This window comes from Brevibacterium oceani (assembly GCF_017948325.1).
Lineage (GTDB): Bacteria > Actinomycetota > Actinomycetes > Actinomycetales > Brevibacteriaceae > Brevibacterium > Brevibacterium oceani.
In genome coordinates this window covers 1,994,201-2,020,156 of the sequence record NZ_CP072846.1, presented here as the reverse complement: position 1 = coordinate 2,020,156, position 25,956 = coordinate 1,994,201, and the positions used below count along the sequence as shown (strand labels likewise).

Annotated in this window: 25 protein-coding genes and 2 tRNA genes; 9 read left to right on the top strand and 18 right to left on the bottom strand. The window is 66.5% G+C overall.

Annotated features, from left to right (window positions below; translation table 11 throughout):
* Window positions 1–10: 10 nt before the first annotated feature.
* Complete coding sequence (locus tag J9314_RS08905) at window positions 11–916, bottom strand: universal stress protein (RefSeq protein ID WP_181275252.1); 906 nt, start codon at window positions 914–916, stop codon at window positions 11–13.
* 845 nt (window positions 917–1,761) lie between these two features.
* On the opposite strand from J9314_RS08905, the gene J9314_RS08900 reads away from it, so the two are divergent.
* Both J9314_RS08900 and J9314_RS08895 read left to right on the top strand, forming a co-directional pair.
* The gene (locus J9314_RS08900; RefSeq protein WP_181275253.1) at window positions 1,762–1,989 is read left to right on the top strand and encodes a hypothetical protein; all 228 of its coding nucleotides are present in this window, start codon (window positions 1,762–1,764) and stop codon (window positions 1,987–1,989) included.
* 114 nt (window positions 1,990–2,103) lie between these two features.
* Window positions 2,104–2,176 (top strand) — tRNA-Ala (locus J9314_RS08895).
* A gap of 126 nt (window positions 2,177–2,302) precedes the next feature.
* On the opposite strand, the gene J9314_RS08890 is transcribed toward J9314_RS08895, so the two are convergent.
* The 5 genes from J9314_RS08890 to yczR form a co-directional block, all read right to left on the bottom strand.
* Window positions 2,303–2,809: a methylated-DNA--[protein]-cysteine S-methyltransferase gene (locus tag J9314_RS08890; protein WP_210605602.1), complete on the bottom strand. Its 507-nt coding sequence runs from the start codon at window positions 2,807–2,809 to the stop codon at window positions 2,303–2,305.
* A 122-nt stretch (window positions 2,810–2,931) separates the two neighbouring features.
* Window positions 2,932–4,392, bottom strand: coding sequence for an AlkA N-terminal domain-containing protein (locus J9314_RS08885; RefSeq protein ID WP_210605363.1), 1,461 nt, complete (start codon window positions 4,390–4,392; stop codon window positions 2,932–2,934).
* 32 nt (window positions 4,393–4,424) lie between these two features.
* Window positions 4,425–5,402: an arsenic resistance protein gene (locus J9314_RS08880; protein WP_210605362.1), complete on the bottom strand. Its 978-nt coding sequence runs from the start codon at window positions 5,400–5,402 to the stop codon at window positions 4,425–4,427.
* Between the two features lie 14 nt (window positions 5,403–5,416).
* Complete coding sequence (locus J9314_RS08875) at window positions 5,417–6,196, bottom strand: YggS family pyridoxal phosphate-dependent enzyme (protein WP_210605361.1); 780 nt, start codon at window positions 6,194–6,196, stop codon at window positions 5,417–5,419.
* Between the two features lie 141 nt (window positions 6,197–6,337).
* Entirely contained in the window at window positions 6,338–7,786 is a 1,449-nt protein-coding gene (yczR, locus tag J9314_RS08870) for a MocR-like transcription factor YczR (protein ID WP_246490702.1), read from the bottom strand.
* 88 nt (window positions 7,787–7,874) lie between these two features.
* Here yczR and yczE point away from each other — a divergent pair, with 88 nt between their 5' ends.
* Window positions 7,875–8,558: a membrane protein YczE gene (gene yczE, locus J9314_RS08865; protein WP_210605360.1), complete on the top strand. Its 684-nt coding sequence runs from the start codon at window positions 7,875–7,877 to the stop codon at window positions 8,556–8,558.
* A 73-nt stretch (window positions 8,559–8,631) separates the two neighbouring features.
* On the opposite strand, the gene J9314_RS08860 is transcribed toward yczE, so the two are convergent.
* Window positions 8,632–10,005, bottom strand: a complete 1,374-nt coding sequence (locus J9314_RS08860) for a pyridoxal phosphate-dependent decarboxylase family protein (protein WP_210605359.1) — start codon at window positions 10,003–10,005, stop codon at window positions 8,632–8,634.
* A 160-nt stretch (window positions 10,006–10,165) separates the two neighbouring features.
* Here J9314_RS08860 and J9314_RS08855 point away from each other — a divergent pair, with 160 nt between their 5' ends.
* The 4 genes from J9314_RS08855 (at window position 10,166) to J9314_RS08840 (ending at window position 14,226) form a co-directional block, all read left to right on the top strand.
* Window positions 10,166–11,056 (top strand): TetR family transcriptional regulator, encoded by an 891-nt coding sequence (locus J9314_RS08855; protein WP_210605358.1) that lies wholly within the window; start codon window positions 10,166–10,168, stop codon window positions 11,054–11,056.
* Window positions 11,053–11,964 (top strand): beta-keto acid cleavage family enzyme, encoded by a 912-nt coding sequence (locus J9314_RS08850; protein WP_210605357.1) that lies wholly within the window; start codon window positions 11,053–11,055, stop codon window positions 11,962–11,964. Before J9314_RS08855 ends, J9314_RS08850 begins: the two co-directional genes overlap by 4 nt.
* Entirely contained in the window at window positions 11,961–13,499 is a 1,539-nt protein-coding gene (locus J9314_RS08845; RefSeq protein ID WP_246490701.1) for a 3-hydroxyacyl-CoA dehydrogenase NAD-binding domain-containing protein, read from the top strand. Before J9314_RS08850 ends, J9314_RS08845 begins: the two co-directional genes overlap by 4 nt.
* Before the next feature lie 175 nt (window positions 13,500–13,674).
* Window positions 13,675–14,226, top strand: coding sequence for a YdeI/OmpD-associated family protein (locus J9314_RS08840; RefSeq protein WP_210605356.1), 552 nt, complete (start codon window positions 13,675–13,677; stop codon window positions 14,224–14,226).
* A gap of 22 nt (window positions 14,227–14,248) precedes the next feature.
* Here J9314_RS08840 and J9314_RS08835 read toward each other — a convergent pair whose 3' ends face one another.
* From J9314_RS08835 to J9314_RS08820, 4 genes are all read right to left on the bottom strand, one after another.
* A complete protein-coding gene (locus tag J9314_RS08835) occupies window positions 14,249–15,529 on the bottom strand; it encodes an MFS transporter (RefSeq protein WP_246490700.1) in 1,281 nt (426 codons plus the stop codon).
* On the bottom strand, window positions 15,526–16,878 hold the full coding sequence (locus J9314_RS08830) for a GH1 family beta-glucosidase (RefSeq protein ID WP_210605355.1): 1,353 nt from the start codon (window positions 16,876–16,878) through the stop codon (window positions 15,526–15,528). The genes J9314_RS08835 and J9314_RS08830 overlap by 4 nt, the downstream gene beginning before the upstream one ends.
* Before the next feature lie 87 nt (window positions 16,879–16,965).
* Window positions 16,966–17,319, bottom strand: coding sequence for a DoxX family protein (locus tag J9314_RS08825; protein ID WP_210605354.1), 354 nt, complete (start codon window positions 17,317–17,319; stop codon window positions 16,966–16,968).
* A gap of 119 nt (window positions 17,320–17,438) precedes the next feature.
* Window positions 17,439–17,511: transfer RNA gene (locus J9314_RS08820), tRNA-Ala, on the bottom strand.
* A gap of 164 nt (window positions 17,512–17,675) precedes the next feature.
* On the opposite strand from J9314_RS08820, the gene J9314_RS08815 reads away from it, so the two are divergent.
* Window positions 17,676–18,887, top strand: coding sequence for an NAD(P)/FAD-dependent oxidoreductase (locus tag J9314_RS08815; RefSeq protein WP_210605353.1), 1,212 nt, complete (start codon window positions 17,676–17,678; stop codon window positions 18,885–18,887).
* 43 nt (window positions 18,888–18,930) lie between these two features.
* On the opposite strand, the gene J9314_RS08810 is transcribed toward J9314_RS08815, so the two are convergent.
* Complete coding sequence (locus J9314_RS08810; protein ID WP_210605352.1) at window positions 18,931–19,203, bottom strand: hypothetical protein; 273 nt, start codon at window positions 19,201–19,203, stop codon at window positions 18,931–18,933.
* Between the two features lie 56 nt (window positions 19,204–19,259).
* Here J9314_RS08810 and J9314_RS08805 point away from each other — a divergent pair, with 56 nt between their 5' ends.
* Window positions 19,260–19,982 (top strand): alpha-ketoglutarate-dependent dioxygenase AlkB family protein, encoded by a 723-nt coding sequence (locus tag J9314_RS08805; RefSeq protein ID WP_210605351.1) that lies wholly within the window; start codon window positions 19,260–19,262, stop codon window positions 19,980–19,982.
* A 47-nt stretch (window positions 19,983–20,029) separates the two neighbouring features.
* On the opposite strand, the gene J9314_RS08800 is transcribed toward J9314_RS08805, so the two are convergent.
* From J9314_RS08800 to J9314_RS08775, 6 genes are read right to left on the bottom strand one after another with little or no spacing between them, the layout of a single operon-like run.
* Window positions 20,030–20,437: a cation:proton antiporter gene (locus J9314_RS08800; protein WP_210605350.1), complete on the bottom strand. Its 408-nt coding sequence runs from the start codon at window positions 20,435–20,437 to the stop codon at window positions 20,030–20,032.
* The gene (locus J9314_RS08795; RefSeq protein WP_181275269.1) at window positions 20,437–20,697 is read right to left on the bottom strand and encodes a monovalent cation/H+ antiporter complex subunit F; all 261 of its coding nucleotides are present in this window, start codon (window positions 20,695–20,697) and stop codon (window positions 20,437–20,439) included. Before J9314_RS08795 ends, J9314_RS08800 begins: the two co-directional genes overlap by 1 nt.
* A complete protein-coding gene (locus tag J9314_RS08790) occupies window positions 20,694–21,071 on the bottom strand; it encodes a Na+/H+ antiporter subunit E (RefSeq protein WP_309136001.1) in 378 nt (125 codons plus the stop codon). The genes J9314_RS08795 and J9314_RS08790 overlap by 4 nt, the downstream gene beginning before the upstream one ends.
* Window positions 21,068–22,585 carry a monovalent cation/H+ antiporter subunit D family protein gene (locus tag J9314_RS08785; RefSeq protein WP_181275270.1) on the bottom strand — a complete coding sequence of 506 codons (1,518 nt, stop codon included), beginning with the start codon at window positions 22,583–22,585 and terminating at the stop codon, window positions 21,068–21,070. Before J9314_RS08785 ends, J9314_RS08790 begins: the two co-directional genes overlap by 4 nt.
* A complete protein-coding gene (locus tag J9314_RS08780) occupies window positions 22,582–22,914 on the bottom strand; it encodes a sodium:proton antiporter (RefSeq protein ID WP_181275271.1) in 333 nt (110 codons plus the stop codon). The genes J9314_RS08785 and J9314_RS08780 overlap by 4 nt, the downstream gene beginning before the upstream one ends.
* On the bottom strand, window positions 22,911–25,943 hold the full coding sequence (locus J9314_RS08775; protein ID WP_210605349.1) for a DUF4040 family protein: 3,033 nt from the start codon (window positions 25,941–25,943) through the stop codon (window positions 22,911–22,913). Before J9314_RS08775 ends, J9314_RS08780 begins: the two co-directional genes overlap by 4 nt.
* Window positions 25,944–25,956: the final 13 nt, after the last annotated feature.

Here is a 25,956-nt window from a genome sequence, read left to right as displayed (position 1 = left end):
TTGCGGACCCTCAGTTCGCGTCGGACGGTCGGTCCGGACTCACCGCTCGCCGGGGCACGACGACGACCGGTACGGGCAGCACCCGCAGCAGTCGCCTGGCCCGGGCGCCGATGGCCACCTTGCCGCCGCGTCCCAGGCGACTCGAGCCGATGAATGCGAGATCGCCCGGCTGCCAGTCGATCCTTTCGGCGGCCTCTTCGATGTCGGCGCCGACATGGGAGGTGACAGCGGCATGTCCTGATTCGAGCATCTCCGAGGCGCGTTCGGCCAGGACCGCTCCGCCGTACTGTTCGGCGAACTCGGTGACCTCCGCGACGTCGTCGTCATAGAGGCCTTCGTACTCGATCAGCGAGAGCAGACGCAGATCGACACCGAGCCCCGCCGCCGAGGCCACCGCAGCACCGATGAGGGTATTCGCTCCGGGACGCGCCCCGAAGAGAGCGGTGACACGAGAGATCGGACCGATGTCGGATCTGCCGGGAGGTGCGAGGACGACCGGCACCTCCGAGGAGTGCAACAGCGCCGAGGCCACCGTCCCGATCCGCAGCTGACGCATCAGGCTCGCCGCGCGTGCGCCGATGACGATACCCAGGGCACCTTCGGTCTCGGCGACCTCCATGAGCCCCTTCGATTCGTTCGCCGCGATGTGGATGACTCCCTTCGCGGGGATGTCGTCGGGGATGAGGGCCAGTGCCTCGTCGAGCCAGTCGTCGATCTGCTGAGCTACGATTCCCGAACCGTCCTGGGGCACGGCGCTGCCGGCGATGACGGTCGACGACTCCGGCCGGACGATGGTCACGACGAGTTCGATGTCGATGGAGCGGGCGATCGATATGGCGAGTGCGATCGCATCGCGTCCGCGATCGGTGGCGATGTATCCGACGACAAGACGTCGGGCTGCGGCGGTCTCTGACATTCTAGGCTCCCCTGTAGATGCACGTCTGGATCGATTCTACGTCGTGGCCCGGACATGGTCGTGGTCCGGACATGGTCGGTCCCATGCGCACAGAATCAGGCACACAGAACGTGGCTCACCTCGTCCGCCGGGGCGACGAAATCCGATGGCCCGTCGAATTGTCGAATCAATTTGAGAAAATAATGAACAAAACTTCCGCACACAATCAATACTGTGCTAAATTCGACAGTGCAATTACGGATTCGCAGATAAAACCTCCGATTGCATCCCGACCATTGTGGACGCTGACGCCGTTCACGCGAGATCCACGACCATGAGAGGAGCGCAGCTTCGATGATGAATATTCCTTTTTCAGGGCCCGACCTTCGAACGCCCGAGCATGGACTTGCTGCCTGCCTGCATGGCGGACTGGGACTCGTCGGCTGATCACCAGCCGTCATTCGCGTCTTTCTCCGCCGGTAGGCTTCCGGCCGAATTTCGGCTCAATGCCGATCATCGCCCGGAATCCGGCTGTCTTCCACCGGCCACTTGACCCTCGGTCCGGCCACACCCTATTCGGATAAAGCGTCCCAGGCAGCTCGTCTGCCGATGTGAACTGTCGAATCGTCACCTCTTCGCCACCTGCGGCTTCGATCCGCTGGCGCTTGCAGTGCTGTGAAGAGGAGTCCCATTTTCGACAGAGACATTCCTTTTCGCATCACCCGATTCGGGTTCATCACAACATTCTGATTCAGCGCACCTTGATTTGTGATGCGCATTGTCGGAATTGTTTCGCTCATTGCCATTCCGGGATATCTCCTGCCCAATTGCAGATATCCCCTGCCTTGAACCATGAAGGAATCATTGTGTCGACCACATTCCCATTCACCTACCCACGCCGGTGGGCCCTGAGCACCGGGATCAAGCTGATCCGGTGGGCCCGCCGCCCGGCCACGACCTCCGACGACCGCCGCCGGAAGTCGGAGCGCAGACGCGAGGCACAGCTGCGCGCTTATGAGCGGGACCAGCGCCTCCGTGAGCTGCGGGAGCGCGACATCGTCCGCTACCTCAGTCAGGTCAGGCCGTACGTCTAGCCACAGGCGGCCCGAGTCAGCCGACTTCGGGCCGCCTGCGCACCCCTGTGGCGAGCGTCACCTTCGCCCGATTTGGCCTGACACCCACGCCTGGGTAATATTGATCAGGCACAAGGGGGTATGGCGCAGTTGGTAGCGCGTCTCCATGGCATGGAGAAGGTCAGGGGTTCGAATCCCCTTACCTCCACCGCAGAAGGGCCGAGATCCGAAAAGGATCTCGGCCCTTCCTCGTTATCCATCCCCATTTGCTACCTGACGGCGGCCCAGCAACCTGGCGCGAGGTTGCTGGGCCGCCGTCAGGTGGTAAGAGGGGTCACTTGGGGTGGGATTCTAAGGTGAGCAGGCGGCGCTTCTTGTCCTCTCCCCAGGCGTAGCCGGTCAGTGAGCCGTTGGCTCCGATGACCCTGTGGCAGGGCACGATGATGCTGATCGGGTTCTTGCCGTTTGCGGCACCCACGGCCCGGGCCGCCGTGGGCCGACCCACGGCTTCGGCCAGTTCGCCGTAGTTCGCCGTATGCCCGTAGGGAATCTCGAGCAGACCCTGCCAGACGCTGCGCTGGAACTCGGTGCCCTGTGGTGCCAACGGCAGGTCGAATCCGCGTCGGTGACCGGCGAAGTACTCCCCCAGCTGCGCCGCGGTGTCGGCGAAGATCGTCAGATCATCGTTGGTCTCCGGTTCCGCGCCGAAGACGGTCGTGACCCTCGCCAGAACCGCATCCGAGACCTCGAGATACAGCCCGGTCAGGTGTGTGCCGTCGGAGGTCAGCATGATCGGACCCAATGGTGAGTCGATCACTGTCCGGTGCTGGCGGGCGGTCATATCCGGGACCGCGAATTCGGTCGGTCGGGTCGGCACGTGATGTGTCGGAGGGGTCGGTGACGATGTGGGCAGTGTCGTCGGTCCGCTCTGTGTCGGTAACTTCTGTGTCGGGGTTGTCGTCCTCATGAGTCTGTCCTCTCGGCAATGTGTGTTCGGGCGTGTTCGGCCCACAGCAGGTGAGTGAGATAGGACCCCCACGGGCTCGACCGTTTCGCGAGCGTCTCGACCTCGTCGACGAGATCGAGACTCGCCAGGGCCTTCTTCACTCCCAGATCGGTGTGGAGGAAGACGTCGGGATCCCCGAGGGCACGCATCCGAATGTATCCGAGGCTCCACGGCCCGATCCCCGGCAGAGCGAGGAGCAGACGGCCGGCCTCCTCACGGTCACAGCCGGCACCGAGGTCGATGTCACCGACCGCGAGTGCGCGGGCCAGCGCGCGGATGGTCGCGATCCTTCGTTTCGGCAGGGACCATTGATCACCTGGGATCTCCGCGATCACCTCGGCGGTGGGGAAGAGCGAATCGACCCCGTCCACGCGCAGCTCCGACGGAAGCGTCTCCCCCGCCCCAGCGACGAGGCGGCCCAGATGGGTTCCGGCGGCGGCCAGCGAGATCTGCTGCCCGAGGACAGTACGAATAGCCAGCTCCACCGGATCGGAATGCCCGGGCGAGCGGATGCCGGGATGCCGGTCGACGAGATCACGGAAGCCTGCCGTGCGCAATGTGGCGGCGACCGCTGTGGGATCGGCATCGAGGTCGAGGATCCGACGGGACCGCGCGACGGCGCTTCCCAGATCGCGAGTGTCGGCCAGGCGGAGTCGGCAGTCGACGTAGTCACCTGCACCCTGCCTCAGGGTGACGACCGCCGGACCGTGGGCCAGTCGCATCGACCGCGTGTAGGCTCCGTGTGCGACGGATTCGATTCCGGGCACCGCACGCACGCTGAGGTAGTCGAGGAGGTGGTCGAGATCGAACGGCGGGCGATAAGCCAGCCGAAGCATGAGCTCCGACGTTCCGGCACCGGACGCTCCTGCGCCCCGCAGCTGCCGGGGGCTGGCCGAGTACACGTCCCGGACGGTGTCGTTGAACTGGCGGATGCTGGAGAAGCCCGCGGCGAAGGCGATCTCGCTCATCGGCATCGCCGTGGATTCGATGAGGGTCCGCGCCGTGCGCACACGTTCGGTCCGCGCCAACGCCAACGGTCCGGCTCCGAGCTCGTCGCGCATAAGCCGGCCGAGCTGGCGGGCACTGTATCCGAGTTCAGCGGCGAGGCCGTCGACTCCGACCCGGTCAATGCAGCCGTCACGGATCAGTCGCACCGCGCGGGCGACGAGATCGCCGCGCGTGTCCCATTCGGGCGAGTTCGGGCTGGCGTCGGGCAGGCAGCGCCGGCAGGCGCGGAAGCCCGCTTCGGCGGCGGCCGCTGCGCTTCTGAAGAAGTCGACGTTCTCCCGCCGTGGGGTCCTGGCGGGACAGGACGGGCGGCAGAAGATGCCGGTCGTGCGCACCGCCGTGAAGAACATTCCGTCGAAGCGCCTGTCACGGGAGGTGACCGCCTGATAGCACTGATCGGTGGTGAGCATGTTTCCATTCTGGTCGCTGCCGACTGCGAATACTAGCGGTTTTCGGACACCGCAGTATTCGGGAGGATCTTCGGCAGGAACCGGGTGAGGACGAGGAGGAAGAGGACCTCGACCAGCGTCTGAGTGACCACCGTGGCCGGGCCGATGCCGGCGCCGGTCACCGCCCGCACGATCGGCAGTACGACGAGAGAATTCCTCGTCACCGCCGACAGCACCACGGCCCGTGATGAACCGGAATCGAGACCGAGCCAACGGGTCACCGTCCAACCGAGACCGACCATGACCACGGCGAAGGCCGCGAAGACGATGGCAACGCCGCCGAGGTGGCGGATCGAACCGCCGATCAGCGGAGCCACCGAGGCGGCGATGACCAGCAGGGTCACTGTCATCACGGGGTCCATCAGGGATGCTGCTGCCTGCGCGCCACGCTGCAGACGCCCCGACCGTCGTGCTGCCACACGCACGATGACCGCAGCGAGGAGCGGGACGATGATGAAGAGCACGAGCGCTGAGACCAGCGGGCGCGGCGGCAGTGCGGCGCTCAGTCTGCCTCCGGTGATCGCCCAGATGCTCACCGGCAGGAGGAGGATCTGGGCGATCATGAGGATTGGGGTGAGGCCCAGAAGCTTCTCGGCGCTGCCGTCGACGGCACGAGTGAAGACGATGACGTAGTCGATGCAGGGACACAGCAGCACGACGAGCATCGCCAGCAGCATCGGTTCGGCGAGATCGACGAACTCGGTGAGATCGACGACGGCGACGAGGCCCGCCACTATGAGAGGGACGATGAGGAAGTTCATGCCCGCCACCGCCGCCAGGAAACGCAGATCCCCGAACGCTCTCACTGCCCCTTCGAACGGGAGGTCGAGGAAGGTGAGGAAGAGCAGCACGATGAGGCAGGGCGTCAGTGCCCATTCGGCTGCCTGCCCGATCCCGGGAATGACCGACCCTGCCAGCAGACCGAGGGCGAGGCCGGCGACCCACCAGATGACCTTCGACGATGTGGCCACCGCGCGGCGGGCCCTCAGCCGTTCTCCGGCCAATAGTGCGAATCGGGCAGGGAGCGTCTGCCGAAGATCGCCTGACCGACCCGCACGCAGTTCGCGCCCTCTTCGATGGCGACCTCGAAGTCCCCGGACATGCCCATCGACAGTCGAGCGGGTCCGAGGAGTGAGGGGTCGGTCTCTCGGGTCCTGTCGCGCAGCTCCCGCAGCTGCTGGAAACACGGTCGCACACGCTCGATGTCCGAGGAGAAGACGGCCAGGGTCATCAGGCCCTGAATGTTGAGCCTGTCGAATTCGCGCACCTGCCTGAGGAAGCCGGTGAGCTCCTCGGGCGGCATTCCGAACTTCGAGTCTTCGGCAGAGGTGTTGACCTGCACGTACACGTCGAGGCTGCGCCCCTCGGCTTCGAGGCGGCGATCGAGCGCACGGGCGACCTTGATCCGGTCAAGCGCCTGGAATTCGCTGGCGAACTTCGCGACGTCCTTGGCCTTGTTCGACTGCAGATGACCGATCACGGCCCAATCGATGTCGAGGTCGGCCATCTCCTCGGACTTCCGAAACGCCTCCTGGACCTTGTTCTCCCCCAGCTTGTGACACCCGGCTGCGACCGCTGCACGGATGCGTTCCTGAGGCACGGTCTTGCTCACAGGCAGCAGTTCGATCTCCTGCCGGTCGCGACCGGCCCGCTCCGCCGCAGCCGAAATGCGTCGTTCCACCTCGGCGAGGTTGTCGCGGAAGTCCTCGACGGTCACCGACGTCGTGTACTGCTCATCGTGATTGAGTGCGTTGTTCTCTGCCATGTCCTCATCGTACGCAGACTCGTCATGTTCATCCCCCCCGGCACCCGGCCCGCGGACCGCCCGACCGAACCGACCCGAGTGACCTGAGGCCAGCCGACCGAACCGACCCGGCCGACACCTGCGCACTGGCGGCTGCGGGCTTCAGGCGACGATGCGGGCGCGCTCCTGCCGCTGCGGTGCACGGCGGTCGAGAGCATCCTGCCAGGCGGCGGCCAGTCGCGGCGCCACCTGGTCGAGTTCGGCCCGGGCGACCGTATAGGGCAGCCGGATCCACCCGTCGAGCCCTCCGGCCGGAGCGAAGTTCGGCCCGGAGACCAGCGCGAGCCCGTGCCCAGCGGCCGCGGCGGTGAGCGCGCCCGACCGCTCTTCGGGCAGACGCACCCACAGGGCCATCCCACCGGGTGGGACGACGACCTGCCAGTCCGGGCAATGGGCGCGCACTGCCGCTGCGAGCCGGTCGCGCGCCTGCCGCAGGCGCCGTCGGAAGTCGCCGACGATCGCATCGTGATCGCGCAGCAGTTCGACGGCGGCAAGCTGTTCGAGGACGGGAGCACCCAGGTCGAGCGCAAGGCGCGCCGAGGCCACCGCATCGAAACGGTGCTGCGGAATCCGCATCCACCCGATCCGCAGCCCGCCCCAGAAGATCTTGCTCGTGCTGCCGACGGTGATCGAGTCGGGCACGAGTGCCGCCATCGGCGTCGGCGCCGGGTGGTCGTCGAGGCCGAGTTCGACGAGTGACTCGTCGAACACCGGGACAACGGCGCTGCGCTCGAGCTCCTCGGCCAGGGCGGGCCGCTGTTCCTCGGGCAGGAGTGCACCGGTGGGATTGTGGAAGTCGGGGATGAGATAGGCCGAACGCACACGGTTGCTCCGCATCACCTCCCCCATCGCCGAGGTGTCCCAGAAGTGCCGTCCGGCACTGTCGATCTCAAGCGGATAGGACACACCACGGCCGCCGGCGGCCTCGATCGTCGCGATCGCATTCGGGTAGCTCGGGCTCTCGATGAGCACACGGGCGGGCGAGGTCAGCAGCGCTCGCAGTCCCACGGCTGCGCCGCCAAGGGCACCGGCGGTGATGAGGATCTCGTCGGGGTGCGTCGGCGCACCCCGCGCGGTGAAACGGTCTGCGACGAGCTCCCGCAGCGCGGGGATGCCCGAGGGGTAGTAACCGGTACCCGGCAGATAGGCTGGCAGTGCGTCCAAGGCCGAGGCGAAGGCCTCACGGACCCGGGCAGGGGCGGTCGTCGCCGTGCACGTGAGATCGATGAGACCCTCGCCGGGACCCACCGGTGAGAGCAGGTGGTCGATCCGGCCGCCGGGCACCGCGGGGATCTCCACGACGCTGCCGGAACCGCGGCGGGTGCGGATGAAGCCGTGCTCACGCAGCCGCGCGTACACGCGAGCGGTCGTCGTCCTCGACACGCCGATGCCGGCGGCGAGCTCGCGTTCGCTGGGCAGCCGGATGCCCACGGGCACCCGGCCGTCGCTGATGGCGCGGACGACCGCCTCGGCGACGGATTCATTGGCGGGAGACGCCCAGGGTCCGCTCCCGATGATTCCTGCCAGCCGCCGTGCGCTCATCGTCGTCATGGGACCACTTTCTGACAATTGGCTATTCTTTGCAAGGCCAATCGAGGTGAGAATGGGATCGACAGACTCCTCCTGACGAAAGAGAACCATGCCACGGTCCCACTCTCCGCGCCGGGAACTCGCCAATGTCGGGCCGATCAGCCAGCTCAGTGGCGGACGGCTCGCACGGCGACTCCCCCAGCTGATCATCGGCCTCTACCTCTACGGCGCGTCGATGGCGATGGTCGTCCTCGCCGGTCTCGGCATGATTCCTTGGGATGTCCTGCACTCCGGGATCCTTGCACATGTGCCGTTGAGCTTCGGCACCATCGTCACGATCACCTCGGTGCTCGTCCTGCTCGCGTGGATTCCGCTCAAGCAGATGCCGGGGCTGGGCACCGTCCTCAACGCGCTGAGCATCGGACCCGCGCTCGACCTCACGCTCCTCGTCCTCCCGCATCCGGAGGGTCTCGGCTGGCAGATCGCGTTCATGGTCGCAGGCGTCGGCCTCAACGGCGTCGCCTCGGCGATGTACATCGGCTCCCAGTTCGGACCGGGACCGCGCGACGGCCTGATGACCGGACTCTCCCGGGTCACCGGACGGTCGATCCGACTCGTACGCACCGTCATCGAGGTCAGCGTCGTCGCCGTCGGGTGGGCCCTCGGAGGCGTCATCGGCGTCGGCACCGCGCTCTACGCGCTGAGCATCGGACCGGTCACGCAGGCGCTCCTGCCGTTCTTCACCGTCGCCCTGCGCCCGCGGTCGGACGAGGCATCGGGCCAGGGCAGCTGAGCCGGACGCTCACGAGCGCCGCACCTTCGCACACGGAGGACTCACGAGCGCTGCGCACCCACGTGCCGGGCGCTCACTCCATGGTGTCGAGGATGTCGACGAGGTCGTCGAACGTCGTCAGCGGGTTGACGATCGCGAACCGTGCGTTCGGTCGTCCCGCATGCGAGCTCGGCACGACGAACGCCCGCTGATCGTTCAGCAGTCGGTCCGACCAGGCCTCATAGTCCGCCCGTGTCCATCCGTCGCGTTCGAAGACGACGACGGAGAGCTCGGGTTCGCGCACGAGGCGCAGGTGCTCGCGCCTGCGGATCTCCGTGGCGATCTGCATGGCCAGGTCGATCGAGTGTCCGATCGCCTCGCGGTACGTCTCGGCACCATAGCTGGCCAGCGAATACCAGAGGGGCAGTCCGCGCGGACGACGGGTGAGCTGAATGGCGAAGTCCGAGGGGCTCCATTCCTGGGCCTCGGTGAGCGTATCGAGATATTCGGCCTTCTGTGTGTGCGCTCGCCGTCCCGTATTCGGGTCACGGTAGATGAGCGCACACGCGTCGAAGGGGGCGAAGAGCCATTTGTGGGGATCGACGATGAGCGAATCGGCCGCCTCGACGCCGGTGAATTTGTGCCGGGCCTGCGGGGCCAGCATCGCGGCCAGTCCGTAGGCGCCGTCGATGTGCAGCCAGAAGTCCAACTCGTCCTTGAGTGCCGCGATCCCGGCGATGTCGTCGATCGTGCCGAAATTCGTCGTCCCCGAGGTGGCCACCACTGCGATCACCGCATCGCCGTGCTCCTGCAGTGCCTCGCGCACCCCGTCCGGGCGCAGGATCCCGTCCTCTCCTGTGGGAACGGGCGCGACGTCGACGCCCATGACCTCCGCCGCCGAGGCGACCGATGAGTGGGCCTCGGCACTGCACACGATCACCCACCGCCCCGGACGGGCATCGCCGAGCTTCTCCTTCTGCGCGTTGCGCGCGGCCACGAGCGCGGAGAGGTTGCCGATCGTTCCGCCTTGGACGAAGACGCCGCCGGCGGCCTCGGGCAGCCCGAACTCACCTGCCAGCCAGCGCAGCACCTCGTTCTCCGCATGGACGACTCCGGCACCTTCGAGCCACGACCCGCCGTAGAGGGCACTGGCGGAGACGACGAGGTCGAAGGCGACGGCGGCCTTCGTCGGCGCGCTGGGGATGAACGACAGGTACTTCGGGTGATCGGTCGAGATGCACGCGGGGGCGAAGATATGTTCGAAGATCGCCAGCGCCCGCGCGGACCCGAGCCCCTCCTCGGTGACGGTTGGGCCGGCCAGTCTGCGCAGCTCGGCTTCCGAGGTCGGATGATCGAGTGGAGTGTCCTCGGCCAGGGTGCGCCGTCGGGAGTATTCGAGGACCAGATTGACCAGGTTGCGGGTCTCGTCGGAGACGACGTGCATGCGGGAATGAAGACTGTCGGTCATGGGAGCTCCTCGAAAGCGGTCGATGGCGATGGGGTCGCCCACCGACTACGAGACTAACCGCATCCGAGGAAATTGTGAGGATCACCCCAGCCAATCGCAAGTTCTGATTTTCAGTCACAAGTACTTGCGATCCGCCGTTGCGCTCGGGTACATTCGCCCTATGAGCGCCGACCACCCACCCGGGTCGACACCGAGCCGGGCCAAGGAAGCCATCACCGGAGCGGGACTCTCCCAGCGCCGCGTCGCCGAGGCGATCGGCATCGATGAGACGAAGCTGTCGAAGGCGCTGTCGGGGCGGCGCCGGTTCACCGCCGAGGAGCTGCTGGGCCTGGCCACCGCGACCGGAGTGACCGTGCGGTGGCTCCTCGGCGATGAATCCCAGGTCTCGGCCCCGCCGCCGCGACGCGCCGCCGACGAATCCGATCACGAGGCCGCGCCGAAACGCGACATCGCGCAGGCGGCCTGGACGCTGTTCGGCCGCCACGGCTTCGATGCCGTGCGCATCTCCGACATCGCCGAGGCCTCGGGAGTCTCGGCGCCGAGCATCCACTACCACTTCGCCACGAAGTCCGATCTCTTCGAGGCGGCCCTCGACCATTCGGTCAAACTCGCGTTCGACCGCCAGATCGCGTGGCTCGACGGCATCGACGATCCCGCGCAGCGCCTGGCCCGTCTGCTCGAGCTGCAGTCGCCGCTCGGTCGGGAATCGCGCGGCGAATGGTCGATCTGGCTGCAGACCTGGGCCCGCCTGTCCCTGGAGGACACCGCACTGTCGGACTATCCCCGCAGCTACGAGCGGTGGTCGCAGACCGTGCAGACCACCCTCGAGGAGGGCCAGCGACTCGGGTGCTTCCGATCCGGCGACGCTCGCGCCATGGCCGATGAGCTGACCTCACTGCTCGACGGGCTCGGCATCAAGGTCCTCACCGGGGTCATGGACACCGCGACTTTCACCACCCGGCTGCAGTCCTACCTCGACCGCGCCGTCATCAGCACCTCACGACCAGAGCCACAGACACCACCAGAGCCACAACCAGAGGAGCCATCATGAACCGCACAGTCATTCTCACCTGCGCCGTCACGGGCGCCGGCGACACGACCGGCAAGAGCGAACACGTTCCGGTCACCCCTGAGCAGATCGCCGATGATGCGATCGCCGCAGCCCGGGCCGGTGCCTCGGTCGTCCACATCCACGTCCGCGACATCGAGACCAAGCAGGGCTCGCGCGAGGTCGCGTACTACCGGGAGGTCGTCCGGCGCATCCGCGCCTCCGACGTCGACCCGGTCATCAACCTCACCGCCGGGATGGGCGGCGACCTCGTCGTCGATCCGCAGGATCCGCTGACGACGATGCCGGGCACCGACCTCATCAACGCCCTCGACCGGCTCCCCCACGTCGAGGAGCTGCTGCCCGAGATCTGCACGATCGACTGCGGCTCCCTCAACTTCGGTGAGGGCTCGAACATCTACGTCTCCACCCCCGATATGCTCCGCGAAGGATCAAAACGGATCCAGACCCTCGGGGTGCGTCCGGAGCTCGAGATCTTCGACACCGGCAACCTGTGGTTCGCCAACGTCCTCGTCGAGGAGGGACTCATCGACGCTCCGCCGCTGTACCAGCTGTGCATGGGCGTCCCCTACGGCGCCCCCGCCGACCCCGGTCTGCTCGCAGCCATGGTCGATATGCTGCCGAAGGGCGCCCAGTTCACCTCCTTCGCCATCGGCGCCAACCAGCTGCCGTGGGTCGCCAGGTCGGTGCTTGCCGGCGGGCACGCTCGCGTCGGACTCGAGGACAACCTCTACCTGTCCAAGGGTGTCAAGGCCACGAACGCCGACCTCACGGCCCGGGCCGTCGAGATCATCAACAGCCTCGGCGCATCCGTGGCCACGCCAGACGAGGCGCGTGAGATCCTCGATCTGCGCGTGCAGACCCCGACCATCACGGGAGCCGACCTGTGACCGAATCCACCGCACCCGACATGTCCGACGCACCCGACATGTCCGATACCACCGACTCCGCAGTCTTTCCCGACTTCGCCGCGATCGAGACCGTCACCTGCGTCGGCGCCGGCACGATCGGCGGCGGATGGGCCGCGTACTTCCTCGCCCAGGGCTACCGGGTGAAGATCTGGGATCCCGCCCCTGACGCTGCGGAGAAGTTCTCCCGCCTGCTTGACGCTGCCTGGCCGGCGCTGGCCGAGCTCGACATGGTCGCCGGTGCCGACCCCACCGCTTGGTCGATCCACACCGACCTGACCAAGGCGGTCGCGGACACCGGATTCGTCCAGGAGTCCGCACCGGAGGACCTGGCGCTCAAACGCGGGCTGCTGGCCCAGATCGACGCCGCGTGCGATCGGAATGTCATCATCGGTTCGTCCACCTCGGGCTACAGCATGACCGAGATGGCCACCGAGGCGGTCCACCCGGAGCGTCTCGTCGTCGGTCACCCGTTCAACCCGCCCTACCTCATTCCCCTCGTCGAGGTCGTCGGCGGAGAGCAGAGTTCGACGACGGCCGTCGATTGGGCCGCCGGGTTCTATTCGCACATCGGCAAGTCCGTGATCCGCATGGACCGGGAGGTCCCGGGCTTCATCGCCAACCGCCTCCAGGAGGCGCAGTGGCGCGAAGCGCTGCACATGGTCGAACAGGGCGAAGCCACCGTCGATCAGATCGACCGCTCGATCACAGACGGTCCTGGCCTGCGCTGGCCCTTCCAGGGACCGATGCTCACCTTCCATCTTGCCGGAGGCGAAGGCGGGATGGCGCATATGCTCGACCATTTCGGCCCCTCGTTGAAGTCACCGTGGACACGGCTGACGGCGCCGGAGCTCAGTCAGCGGCTGCGCGACGACGTCGTGGCCGGATGCGATGTCGCAGCCGGTGCGCGGACGATTCCCGATCTCGTGACGCAGCGCGACACCGGGATCATCGCTCTGCGCCGGCTCACCGCCGAGCTCGCCCAAACCGGGGACACGGAAGCCAGGGACACAAGAGCGGTCGACACGAGTGAGCCGGCGGACACTCCACCGTCGCAGGCGCCGGATATGGGGAGGTCCGACAGCTTTGATGACTACACCACCGAGGTGGTGCCTGAGTGGATCGACTACAACGGGCACATGTCCGAGGCCTTCTACGTCCTCGTCTTCGGATTCGCCACCGATCAGGTGATGGACCAGCTTGGCCTCGACGCCGCGTACCGGACGGCGACGCAGGCTTCTCTCTATACCGTCGAATCGCATATCCGCTATCTCGACGAGGTGGCCCTCGGCTCCCGCCTCACCGTCACCCCACACCTCGTTGCCGCGGGTAAGAAGAAGCTGCACCTGGCGTATGAGATGTCGGTGGGTGATCGGCTCGTCGCCACGGAGGAGATCATGGCTCTCCACGTCGATCAAGGCGCCGACCAAGTGGTTCCGTTCCCGGCAGCCGTCGCCGAGCAGATCGCGGCGATCACACCGTCCCGACCCGACTGGGTGGGCCGCTCCATCGGCTGATTCCCAGGTGTCCAGGCGGCCGTCCGCTGTCTGTCAGGAATCCCGACTGATAGGAGTACTGTCGGTCAGGAATCGAGAAGTCGGTCGGAGCTCGTACCGCTATTCTGAATACGTTGCTCCGACCGACAGACCTGCGGGCGACCGCGGATCACCGCTCTCTTCAGAAGGATCACTCATGTCTCCCACTGCTGCTCCGGCAAAGACGATCAGCTTCTCAGCGACCACCGAGGTACTCGGCGATCGCCCGATTCTGCGCCTGCCGCAGGAGGCCAGTGACGTGCTGCCCTCTCGCGGACAGGTCGCCGTCAGCGGCCAGGTCGCGGGGGCCGACTTCACCACGGTCCTCGAACCCGACGGACGGAAGGGTCACTGGATCAGCCTCGACGATGCCCTGTGGTCCCACCTCGGCGAGGCCGAGGGCACAGCAGTCGACGTCACCGTCACCCCGAGCAAGGAATGGCCGGAGGTCACGGTGCCCGACGACCTCGCCTCCGCGCTCGAAGCGGCCGGCGACCTCGACGAGATGTGGCAGAGCCTGACCCCCATGGCACGCTGGGAATGGGTGAGGTGGATCAAGGCGACGAGAAGCGCAGACACGCGCGCCCGTCGCGTGGACGTCGCGATCTCGAAGTTGGAGAACGGCAAGCGCCGTCCGTGCTGCTTCGATCTGTCCTCGTGCACGGACCCGGAGCTGTCGAAGAGCGGGAAACTCATCGGGCTCACCTGAGCCGACAGACATCCCCAGCCAGTCACTGCCCCGCAGGCGCTGCGATGCTCGCTCGTCGTGGATGTACCGTCAATGTGAGCCCTGCGCCGAGGATCGACACGAGAGTTGCTGCGAGGAACAGCAGCCAGAACCCTCCGACCAAGGCGACGAGACCTGCCCCCAGCAACGGTCCGATCAGCTGTCCGAGGTTGGCGGCGCTGTTGACGAGGCTGAGATCGCGGGCGTGGTCGTCCGGATCGAGCAGCAGATCCGTGGCCAGGGCCAGACTGACAGCCATATAGGCCCCGTAACCGGCACCCATCACGCCGGCCGCGACCGCCGTCGCGGTGAAGTTCGGGCTGATGAGGATGATCACCCCCGAGGCGGCCTGCACGAGAGCCGAGACCACCGTCCACATTCGCCTGTCGCCCGATCGGTCGGTGATCATGCCGACGACGATCGAGGCGAGGACGACGAAGACCGTGTAGATGACGATGAGGACGAGCAGACGATCCTCAGCCTCGGCGGCGGGGATCATGATCCCGTAGAGCAGGAAGAACAGCAGCAGAGACGTGCCGAAGGCGTTGCCGACATTGACGATGAACCTGCTGACCAGCAGCCGCGTGAAGCTGGGGTCGACGAGTGAGGAGATGCGGGCGCGGGTGAGCTCTCGCCGCTCCCGCAGGGCGATGACCGCCTGGTGCGGCGGACGCGGGTCCGGCAGCAGCACGGCCGTGGCAGTGCCGACGACGAGGATGAAGCCCGCCAGCACCGCATACGATGCGCCGGTGCTCAGCCCGAGCAGGACGATCGCTCCGACCCCGACGACTATGCCGACCGCCTGCGCCGAACTCGCAGCCGCCGAGGCTGCTCCGCGTTGGTCATCGAGCTGATCGGCGATGAGGGCGGTCAATGCCGCCGAGGCCACTGACACACCCACCGAGGTGACCACCCAAGCCGCTCCGACGAGCACGGGTCCGTCCGCGGTGCCTGTGAGCAGCAGGCCGATCGCGGCGAGGACCGATCCGCCGATCGCCCAGGGTCGGCGCCTGCCGAACCGTGAGCGCGTCCGGTCAGAGAATCGGCCGGCCAGCGGGGCGACGACGATCCCGGCCAGCCCGCCGACCGAGAGCACCAGCCCCGACCACACGACTCCGTCGATCCAATGCCCGCTCTGGGTGTCGAGCTGCAGGGGCAGCAGCAGCTGCACCGGGGTGAGCTGCACCGTCCAGATTGCCAGCCACGCGAGGGTGAACCACACCATCCACATCCCGGGCACGCGCACCCGCGCTGCGGAGCCGCCTCGGCGGAGATGGTCGCTCATGCGTTCGCCGCGGCGATGAGATCCCGATACCAACGGTAGGAGGCCTTCGGGGTGCGGGCCCCGGTGTTCATATCGACGTGGACGAGGCCGAACCGCTGGGTCCATCCCTCAGCCCATTCGAAGTTGTCCAGCAGTGACCACACCGTGTATCCGTCGATGCGCACTCCGGCGGCCTTCGCCTCGAGGACGGCGGAGAGATGGGAGGACAGGTAGTCGATGCGTTCGGTGTCAACGATCTCGGTCGTGGTGGTCTCCGGTTCGGGGAACGCTGCCCCGTTCTCGCTGATGATGATCGGCGGCAATGTTGGACCGTAGCGGTGGTTCATGTCGATGAGGAAGTCGCGCATCGTATCGGGTCGGATAGGCCACATCGGACCGAAACCGGTGGTCGCGGCTCCCGGAGTGGGGATCATCTCGAAGGGCAGTTCTCCATCTGCCGAGCGCACCGTGATCGGGTTGTAGTAGTTGAATCCGTAGACCTCGTTCGGGGCGGCGATGAGGTCCATATCGCCGTCCATGATCGGCATCTCGACGCCGAAGGCGCTGAGGTCGGGATAGTCGCCGACGAGCAGCGGGTCGGTGAAGAGCCGGTTCATGATCGCGTCGAGCAGACCGGCCGCGGCGAAGTCAGCTTCCAATTCGGTGGCGGGGAGGATGAGGCTGTGGTTGAGAGTCGGTGCAGCCTGCAGTGCACCGTGTTCGCGCAACATCGGGGCGACGATCCCGTGTGCAAGGAGCTGATGGTGGACCGTGGGCAGGGCATCGAAGAGGAGGGTCCGGCCCGGTGCCAGCTCCCCCAGCGCGTATCCCTGCAGAGAGGTCGAGGCCGGTTCGTTGATCGTGTACCAGTGACGAACACGATCGCCGAGGCGGCCGGCCACGACCGCGGCATAGTCGGCGAAGTGGTGGGCTGTGTCCCGGTTCAGCCATCCGCCGGCGGCCTCGAGGGCGGCCGGCAGGTCCCAGTGATAGAGGGTTGGCTCAGGCGTGATGTCGGCGGCCAGGAGGCCGTCGACGAGGCGGTCATAGTAGTCGAGGCCAGCCTCGTTGATCGATTGACTCGCGCCGACGTCGGGGATGACGCGGGTCCAGGAGATCGAGAAGCGGTAGCGATGGACCCCGAGGCCCGACAGCAGTGCGATATCCTCATCGACGCGGTGATAGCTGTCGGGACCCGGCTCGGCGGTGCTGCCGTCGCTGACATTCCCGGGGGTGTCGACGAAGTCGTCCCAGATGGTGCGACCGCGGCCATCTGCGGTGCGGGCACCCTCGATCTGGAAGGCGGCAGTCGCCGCTGAGAAGTGGAGTCCCGACAGTGCCCGGCCGTCGTGCGGAGAAGTCCCGTCCATGAAACGAATATGTCACGGAAGACCCACCCCTGCAAGAGAATGACGGCAACCGACCCAGAACCGACCGGAGAGCGTCCGATCCGAACGTCAGCCCTCCGAGGCCGCACTCACCGACATCCACACCAGCGGGATCTGGAGCGGCAGCCGAGCGATGGCGATGGCCCGGGCCTTGGGTTCGTGCCAATGTTTGACCACGGTGTAGATATTTGCAGGGAACACCCCGACCATCAGTGCCGCTGAGGCCATGCCCCCGAGTCTCCGAGTGGCAGGCACCGCCAGCAGCGTGGCGCAGCCGACCTCGGCGACCCCGCTGGCGTAGGTCCAGAACCGGGGGTTGCCCAGTCGCGGTGGGACGATCGAGTCGAAGGGCCTGGGCCGAACAAAATGGGTGATCCCGGCGGCTCCGAGGAGTCCGGCCATGACACCGGTCTGAATCTTCATCGCTGGTCCACCTCCGCAGGTGTCGAGGATCGGCTCTGCCGATGATACGGATCCGTACCGGAGAACAGCCGGCAACAGGTCGACCGGGCCGGCGACGCCCGTCGCGGCAAGGACTTCTGTGGAGCTAAGGGGAATCGAACCCCTGACCTCTTCATTGCGAACGAAGCGCTCTACCAACTGAGCTATAGCCCCTTGCGGAACATAAGCTTACGCCTTCACCCGGGCACTGACCAAAACGCCGCCCGCGCCCATCGACGCACACTCCCACCTGGGGCCGAACCCTTTCGGACTCCCTGGTCACTGTTCGTTTCCCCGAGTACAGTCGGGACTGAGTCCCCTCTACGAAAGGACGTGTTATGGCAGAGGAATTCGGAACCGTCATCATCGGTGCGGGCATCGGCGGCGGAACCGTCGTCGAATCGCTGCGGGACGCTGGCTACGCCGGTTCGATCGCACTGGTCGGTGCCGATCCCGCCGCGCCGTATTACCGGCCCGATCTGTCGAAGAAGGTCATGCTCGAGAATTCGGATCCGGCCGACTCGGCGCTGCGTGGCGACGACTGGTACTCGGCCCACGATGTGACCACGTTCTTCGGCACCGCGGTCACCGCGATCGATCCTGCCGCACAGACGGTGACGCTCGATGACGATCGACAGCTCACCTACGGACAGGCGATCCTCGCCACCGGTTCCACTCCCCGCTCGCTCGATGTGCCCGGCGCACAGCTGGGCAACATCCATACTCTCCGCGACGCAGGAGACGCCGTGGCCATCCGCTCGCAGTTCGGCGACGGCAAGAAGGTCGCCGTCATCGGAGGCGGCTGGATCGGACTCGAAGTGGCCGCGGCCGCGAAGACCCAGGGCTGTGACGTCACGGTCATCCTGCATACCGACGCTCCCCCGCTGGCTTCCGTGCTCGGTGATGAACTCGGCGAATACTTCGAGCAGCTGCATTCGTCGAACGGCGTGAACTTCCTCAAGCAGGCGGATACGACCTCCTTCACCGGGACCGACGCCGTCGAATCCGTCGAGACCAGCGCCGGGAGTGTTCCTGCCGATCTCGTCGTCGTCGGGATCGGAGCGGACCCTGCCGTCGATCTCGCCGCCTCGGCGGGGCTGACCGTCGACAACGGCGTGATCGTCGACGAGCAGATGCGCACCTCGGACGGCAGCATCCTGGCCATCGGCGACATCGCGAACGCGCAGAACGTCCTCCGGAACGAACGACTTCGAGTCGAGCACTGGGACAACGCGGTACGACAGGCCGAGGTCGCCGCCTCGACGGTCAGCGGCGGTTCGAAGGTCGAGGACTGGCAGCCGTACTTCTACACCGACCAGTTCGACCTCGGCATGGAGTACGTCGGCCGCGGCGGCGCCGACGATGACGTCGTCATCCGCGGCGACAAGTCCAGTGGCGAGTTCATCGTGTTCTGGCAGCACGGAGGCCGGGTGTCTGCGGCGATGAACGTCAACGTCTGGGACTACGGCGATGAGCTGCGCGCCCTCATCGGCAAGGAGGTCGCCGCCGAGCGTCTGGCCGATGAGCAGGTGCCCGTCGGCGACCTCTGATGTGATTATCAGATGAGACCGACTCGGGGTCGGTGACCGCTGGTCACCGGCCCCGAGTGCTCTGTTCTGCGACGCACGGCATCATCCACTTCGGAGGCTTCACCTGGCCGCCGGAGAGCACCATGGCAGCGAGACTTCCCGGCTCTGCACGAGCCGCTGCAACGGTCGCGACCATCGCCCCCAGGGGCAGACCGCACAGGACGGTCATGGCAGTGGGATCGACATCCCGGAGGACGGCCGGCGCCGCGGTGTCGATCTCGAAGCGACCGGGTTCCCCGAATCCGATGTCGGCGAGCTCGAGTGCGTCTGCGGCCATCGCGTCTCCTTCGCTCTGCCCACCATCCTAGAACCCGCTCTGGCATCCTGGTAGACATGGATTCGCTCTTCGCCGATGAGGCATTCGACCGCCGCCCGCAGATCCTCGCCCCGGGAGCGGTCTGGATCCCCGGGTTCCTCTCCCCAGAGGCACAGACCTGGATCATCGGCCGCTATGCCGAATGGCAGTCCGGCCCGGTCCCGCCGCATGCGACGACGATCGCCGGGCACCCGATGAGCGTGAGAACGATCGGACTCGGATGGCATTGGCGACCCGGCCGCTACGACCGGCGAGCCGCCGACGTCAACGATCGCCTGGTGCTGCCGTTCCCGAACTGGATGACCCGATTGGGACGACAGGTCCTTGGGGCCGCGAGCACGGTCGTCGACGATGATGCCGAGCTCCCACAGGGTACGGCCGCCGGCTGGGGATTCGAACCCGGCGCCTACCACCCTGACGTCGCGCTGGTGAACTACTACGACGAACGCGCGAAGATGGGCATGCATCAGGACAAGGACGAATTCGATCCCGCACCGGTCGTCTCACTCTCCCTCGGTGATACGTGCCTGTTCAGGTTCGGCAACACCGACAACCGCAACCGCCCCTTCGACGACCTGAGGCTCGCGTCCGGGGACGCCTTCGTCTTCGGCGGTCCCGCCCGCTTCGCCTATCACGGGGTGAGATCGATCCTGCCGGGAACAGCACCTGAGCACGGACGGCTCGACCACCTCGGCGGGGGCAGGATCAACATCACCATGCGCACCACCGGCCGGGACTGAGCCGGCGCGATCAGCTTTCGTCAGCGGCCGGGACTGAGCCGGTGCAATCACCTTTCGTCGACGTCCGGATCGTCATCGACGTCAGGGTCGACATCGATGACGCCGGCCGGCGGGTGAGCCAACCGGTTCGGGTTCGTCTTGCGGTACACGGGCTGGCCGGAGAGCACGGTCGAGCGGGCGAGCGTGTTGCTGGCCACCGAGGACACGATGATCAGACACAGCACGGCGACGACGGCCATGAGCAGCGACGACCACGAGAAGCCCGCCGAGTGCAGGTCGAAGACATAGGCGGCGGCCACGATGAGCGGCATACCCAGGCCGGTGGCGGGAGAGAACACGTTGATCCGTGACAGGGCATCACGGACCCGGAACATCGCCAGTGCGGAGGCGAGCAGCAACAGCGAACCGGTGATCCCGAAGATCCCGACGAGGACGGTGGCCAGTGTCTCGTTCATCAGCGGTGCCCCCTCGTGAGGATGCGCGCGAGAGCGATCGTGGCCAGGATGCCCACCATCGAGGCGAGGAACACGACGTCGATGACGATCGAGGAGGACACTGCGATGCCGAGCATCGTCACGATCGCGATCGACGAGAAGTAGATGAGATCGGAGACCACGGCCCGTGAGCCTTGGTCACGAGCCGTGAGGACCCGGATGAGGCCGATGACGATGGCGGCGGCGAGGATGATCGCACAGATGCTGACGACGATGGTCATGAGCGGTCTCCTTCGTTCTCGGGCTGCGCTCCGGGGGCCCGTCCCCGGGTCATCGCGAGCAGACGCGACTCCATGTCGATGAGTCCGGCGAGGGCGGATTCCTCGGAGTCCTCGAACAGGGCGTGGACGAAGATCACCGGCGGGCTCGCCGAGTTGCCCGCTGCGATCGCCGCGACGAGGGTGCCGGGCGTGATGGTGATCGATGAGGCGAAGAGAGTGACCTCGAGGTCGGTGGCGCACCGCATCGGCAGCTCGACGATCATCGGCTCGGCATAGTCGGTGCGGAAGAGTCTGGTGACGATGGTGAACGAGCCGGTGAGGATCGCCCAGAGGATGTATGCCACGTAGCCGATTCCGTGGATGATGCGCATCATGGTGTCATCACCGCTTCGATGTAGTCACTGTGGTCGAGCAGCCCGTCGGCGGCCCGGTGGGTGATGTCGAGCAGCGGCTCGGGGAAGCAGAACAGTGCCACGGAGATCGCGATCATGATCGTGGCGGGCACGAGCAGGCGGGCCGGAATGCGCACGCTGCGCATGATGGGTTCGGCAGGTGCGCGGCCCGTCTCGGCCGAATCGGGACGGTAGGTCTGCATCGGCGGACCCCAGAACGTATTGCGCCAAGTCCGCTGCAGAGCCAGCAGGCTGATGAGCGCGCCGAGGACGATGGCCGCCACGAGGCTCCATCCGAGACCGCCGCCGTTGGCCGTGGCTGCGGTGATGAGTCCGACCTTGCCCCACAGCCCCGAGGTGGGCGGAAGTCCGATGAGGGAGAAGAGTCCGAGGATCATCAGAACGCTCGCCCACCGTTCGCGTGAGGCCAGCCCGGAGAGCTTTCCGAACGAACCCGAGCCGTAGGTCTGCTCGACCGCGCCCATGATGAGCAGGAGTCCTGACATCGTGATCATGTGGTGGATCATGTAGAACGCGCCGGCGCCCAGCGCCGCCGAGGTGAGCAGAGTGACACCGAGGAGGATGTGCCCGACGCCGGCTGTCATCTGGAAACCGAGGACGTTGCGCACGCGGTTCTGCCCGAAACCGGAGGTCGCGCCGATGAGGATGCTGGCCACGGCGACGAGGAGCAGAACGCTCACCCACGGCGCCGGTTCGCCGTAGATCGTGGTGCAGATGCGGTAGATCGCGTACAGGCCGACCTTCGAGTGCAGCCCGGAGAACAGCGACATCATGCCCGCCGAGGTGTTCGGGTAGCTGCGGACGAGCCAACCGTGGAAGGGTGCGCCTCCCGCCTTGATGAACAGGGAGAGCAGCACGACGCCCAACGCCAGTCCCGCCTGTCCGGACGGTGTGCCCAGACCGGCGAGCACGGCGAGGTTGACGGTGCCGGTGGCGCCGTAGACGAAGCCGACGCCGATGAGCAGCATCGTCGAGGTGAGCAGGTTGACCATGACGTAGATGCGGCCGATGCCGAGTCTGCGCCACGTGCCGGTGACGGCGATGAGCGCGTAGGCCGGCAGCATCATGACTTCGACGAAGACGAACAGGTTGAACAGGTCGCCGGTCAGCAGGGCGCCGTAGACCCCGGTGAGCATCATCAGGATGAGCGCGGGGACGAAACGGTACTGGTCCTCACCGGTGGTGATGAGGAACAGGCAGCTGATGAGGGCGACGAGCGAGGTGAGCACGAGCATGAGGGCGGTGAATGTGTCCGAGACGAACACGATCGCCAGCCCCGGCACGTAGTCGCCGACCGAATGGGCGATGACCGGAGTGTGGCGGTGGAGACCGAGGAGCCCGATTCCGCTGGCGCCGACGAAGAGGGGAACGCCGAGCAGCAGCGCGCGGTCGAAGGTGCGTGAGGTGATGAGCACACTCAGCGCCGAGGACAGCAGTGGTACGCCGATGAGCAGGAGGAGCAGCGCCGGGTTCATGAGTCTCGCTCCTCTCCGGTCTCGGGATTGCGCTTCTGGTCGTCGTCATGGCCGAGGACGGCCAGGGCCAGCATGAAGATCGTCACTGCAAGGGTGATGACGATGGCGGTGAGCACGAAGGCCTGCGGCAGCGGGTCGGCGGCATCGTCGAGGCCGCCGCGCCCGGCCAGGGGTTCGCCCCTCCAGGCACCGACGCCGGCCGAGAGGAGGATGAAGTTCGCGGCGTGTGAGATGAGGGTGAGCCCGAAGACTCCCCTGACCATCGACCGCTGCATCATCAGGTACACGCCGCCTGTCGTGAGGACGCCGATCGTGAGCGCGAGGATCATGGTGTCTCCTCTCCGTCGGCGGGCGGGTCCCCGCGGAGGATGTGCCGTGAGTTCGCGCGCACCTTGTGCTCGGTCGAGGCTTCTGATTTCCGTCGGCTGCGGTCGGGGCGTTCCCCGCGGATCGCGTCCATCGGACCGGCGAGCTCACCGTAGAGCAGTTCATCGGCGCGTTCGCGGGTGCGTTCGACGTCGCGGCGGATGATGCCGTTGGTGAGCACGTCATCCCCGGCCGGGGTCGCGGCGGAATCCGAGACACCGAGGATGTTGAACGACAGCAGCATGAGTCCGAGCACCGCAAGATAGACGCCGACATCGAAGAGCATCGAGGTCGTCCAGTGCTGGCCCGCGAACTCGGCGTGCAGCGGCTGGAGGAACGACCCGGCGAAGACGAGACCGATGATTCCGGTGACCACGGCGGTGGCCACGCCGGAGCCGATGAGGTAGAGGGGTGCGCGCGGAGGACCGATCGCGCGGTCCTTGGCCGTCGACAGGTAGGCCAGGCCGATGACGGCCGAACCGACGAGTGCGGCGATGAAACCGCCGCCGGGCGAATTGTGTCCGCGCCAGAAGATGACCAGGGAGGTCACGGCCAGCAGCGGACCGAGGATCTTGATGGTCAGCTGCACCGGGATGACGTTCGGCCAGGCCTCGTGCACCGCGCGATAAGCCGTTGTGCCCTTCGGGCGGATCGACACCCAGGGCGGTCGCGGAGGTTCGGGGATGTTCTCCGCCGGAGGATCGATGAACTTGTCCTTGACCGTCGACATCACCGCGACGATGGCGATGCCGGCCATGCCGAGCACGGTGAGTTCGCCGAGGGTGTCGAGAGCACGGAATTCGACCAGGATGGTGTTGACGATGTTGTGACCGCCGCTGATCTCCGGCGCCCGATCGAGATAGTACCGGCCGAGGTCCGAGCGTTCCCGACGACCGTTGAGCACGAGCGTCAGCCCGGTGACCGAGGCACCGACGAGGATCGCGAAGATGAGCCGGGGGCTCTGCTGCCTCTTCGGGTAGCGCCAGAACGAACGCGGCAGCTTCTGCAGCACGAGCATGATGACGATGATCGTCATCGCCTCCACGAGCAGCTGGGTCAGTGTGACATCTGGGGCACCGAGGGCGAGGATCTGGACTGTGGCGAGGATTCCGACCGCAGACAGCGCCACGACCGTGGTCAGGCGCGAATGCGAAGTGCACAGGACGAGCACGGCGACCGTGATGAGGATGAGGAGGATGACGTCCACCGGACGGCTCAGTCCCTCCTGGAGCTGCGGCAGACCCGCGTACACGGCCGGGATCGCTCCGAGGGCGAGCACGCACAGCCCGGCCAGAGACGTTGCGAGATACGGTCCGGAGTTCGCCGGCCGCACGAACGCCGAGAGTCCGTGTCCGAGGCGGCGCAGTCCGGCGTTGATCCCGTCGATGACGTCGGCGCCGGCGAAGGGCGGGGTGGCACGGTGGAAGAACGCGAACACCCGGGACCGGCGGACGATGATGACCACACCGATCGCGATGATGAGCACAGAGGCGAGCAGTTCGATGTTCACACCGTGCCACAGGGCCAGGTGCACAGTGGAATCCGCGGTCGGAATGGCCGCGGTGACCACCTGATCCAGAGGGTTGTCGAAGACGAAGAGCACGAAGCTCAGTGGGATCGACGCCAGGATCGGGACGGCCGCGGCACCGAGCATGACGGGCGATCCGCTGTGGATCTGCCGCGGTTCCGGCTCACGCCCGTCGATGAAGCTGCCCCACACCGTCTTCGCGCAGTACGCGAAGGTCAGCACCGAGGCGCCGACGGCGACGAGGAGCGCGATCCATCCGCTCCAGGCACCTCCGGGGGCGTCGCGCAGCGCCGTGAACAGGGACTCCTTCGAGACGAATCCGAGCAGCGGTGGGATGCCGGCCATCGACGCGCAGCCGACGATCATCACCGTGAGCGACACGGGAGCCTTGCGCATGAGTTGCGGAATCCGCGCGAGGTCGCGGGTGCCCGCGAGGTGGTCGACGACGCCGACCATCATGAACAGTCCTGATTTGAACAGGGCGTGGGCGATGACGTGGAGGGTCGCTGCGGCGATGGCCGCCTCGGTGCCGACTCCGATGACGGCGGTGATGAGCCCGAGCTGTGAGACCGTCGAATAGGCCATCAGCTTCTTCACATCGTGCTGGTTGAGCGCGAACCATCCGCCCAGGCATGCAGTGATGAGGCCGGCGACGATGAGCAGTCCGTTCCATGCAGGTGTGGCGTGGAACGTCGGAGAGAACCGCAGCATGAGGAAGATTCCGGCCTTGACCACAGCGGCGGCGTGCAGATAGGCCGAGACGGGCGTGGCCGCGGCCATCGCGTCCGGCAGCCATGGGTGGAACGGGAACTGGGCAGACTTCGTCATCGCGGCGATCCCCACGAGCAGGGCGACGAGCGTCGTCACGGCCGGTTGGCCGGCCCACACGGGTGAGCCGATGGCGTCGCTGAGATCGGTCGTGCCGGTGACGGCGATGACGACTCCGGTCGCCACCAGCAGACTCAGTCCCCCGATGAAGGTGAAGAGCATGGTCCGCAGGGCGGGGGCCTGCCCGGGTGAACCGGAACGAGCGATGAGGAAGAACGAGGCGAGCGAGGTCAGCTCCCAGCACACGAAGAGCATGAGGATGTCGTTGCTGAGCACGAGTGCGACCATCGAGAAGGTGAAGATCACCATCAGCCAGTAGAAGCTCGTATTCCGCCCGTGCGGCAGGTAGCTCGTCGAATAGACGAAGACGACGGCCCCGATGATCAGGGCGATATAGGTGAAGACCACGCCGATGCCGTCGCCGCGCAGCGCCAGATCCACACCGAAGCTCGGAATCCACGGATAGGAGACTTCCGGCGTGTTCCCGGCCATCACCTCGGCGGCGGTGGGAGTGAACAGCGCGGCCACCGCAAGATAGGCGGCGGCCAACGGCCATCCGCTGGCACGCCCCGCAACGCGGGTGAGGAAGGGAGTGAGGACGACGAGCGCCGCGAGTGCGATAATGGTGAGGATCATGACCGGGCCTCAG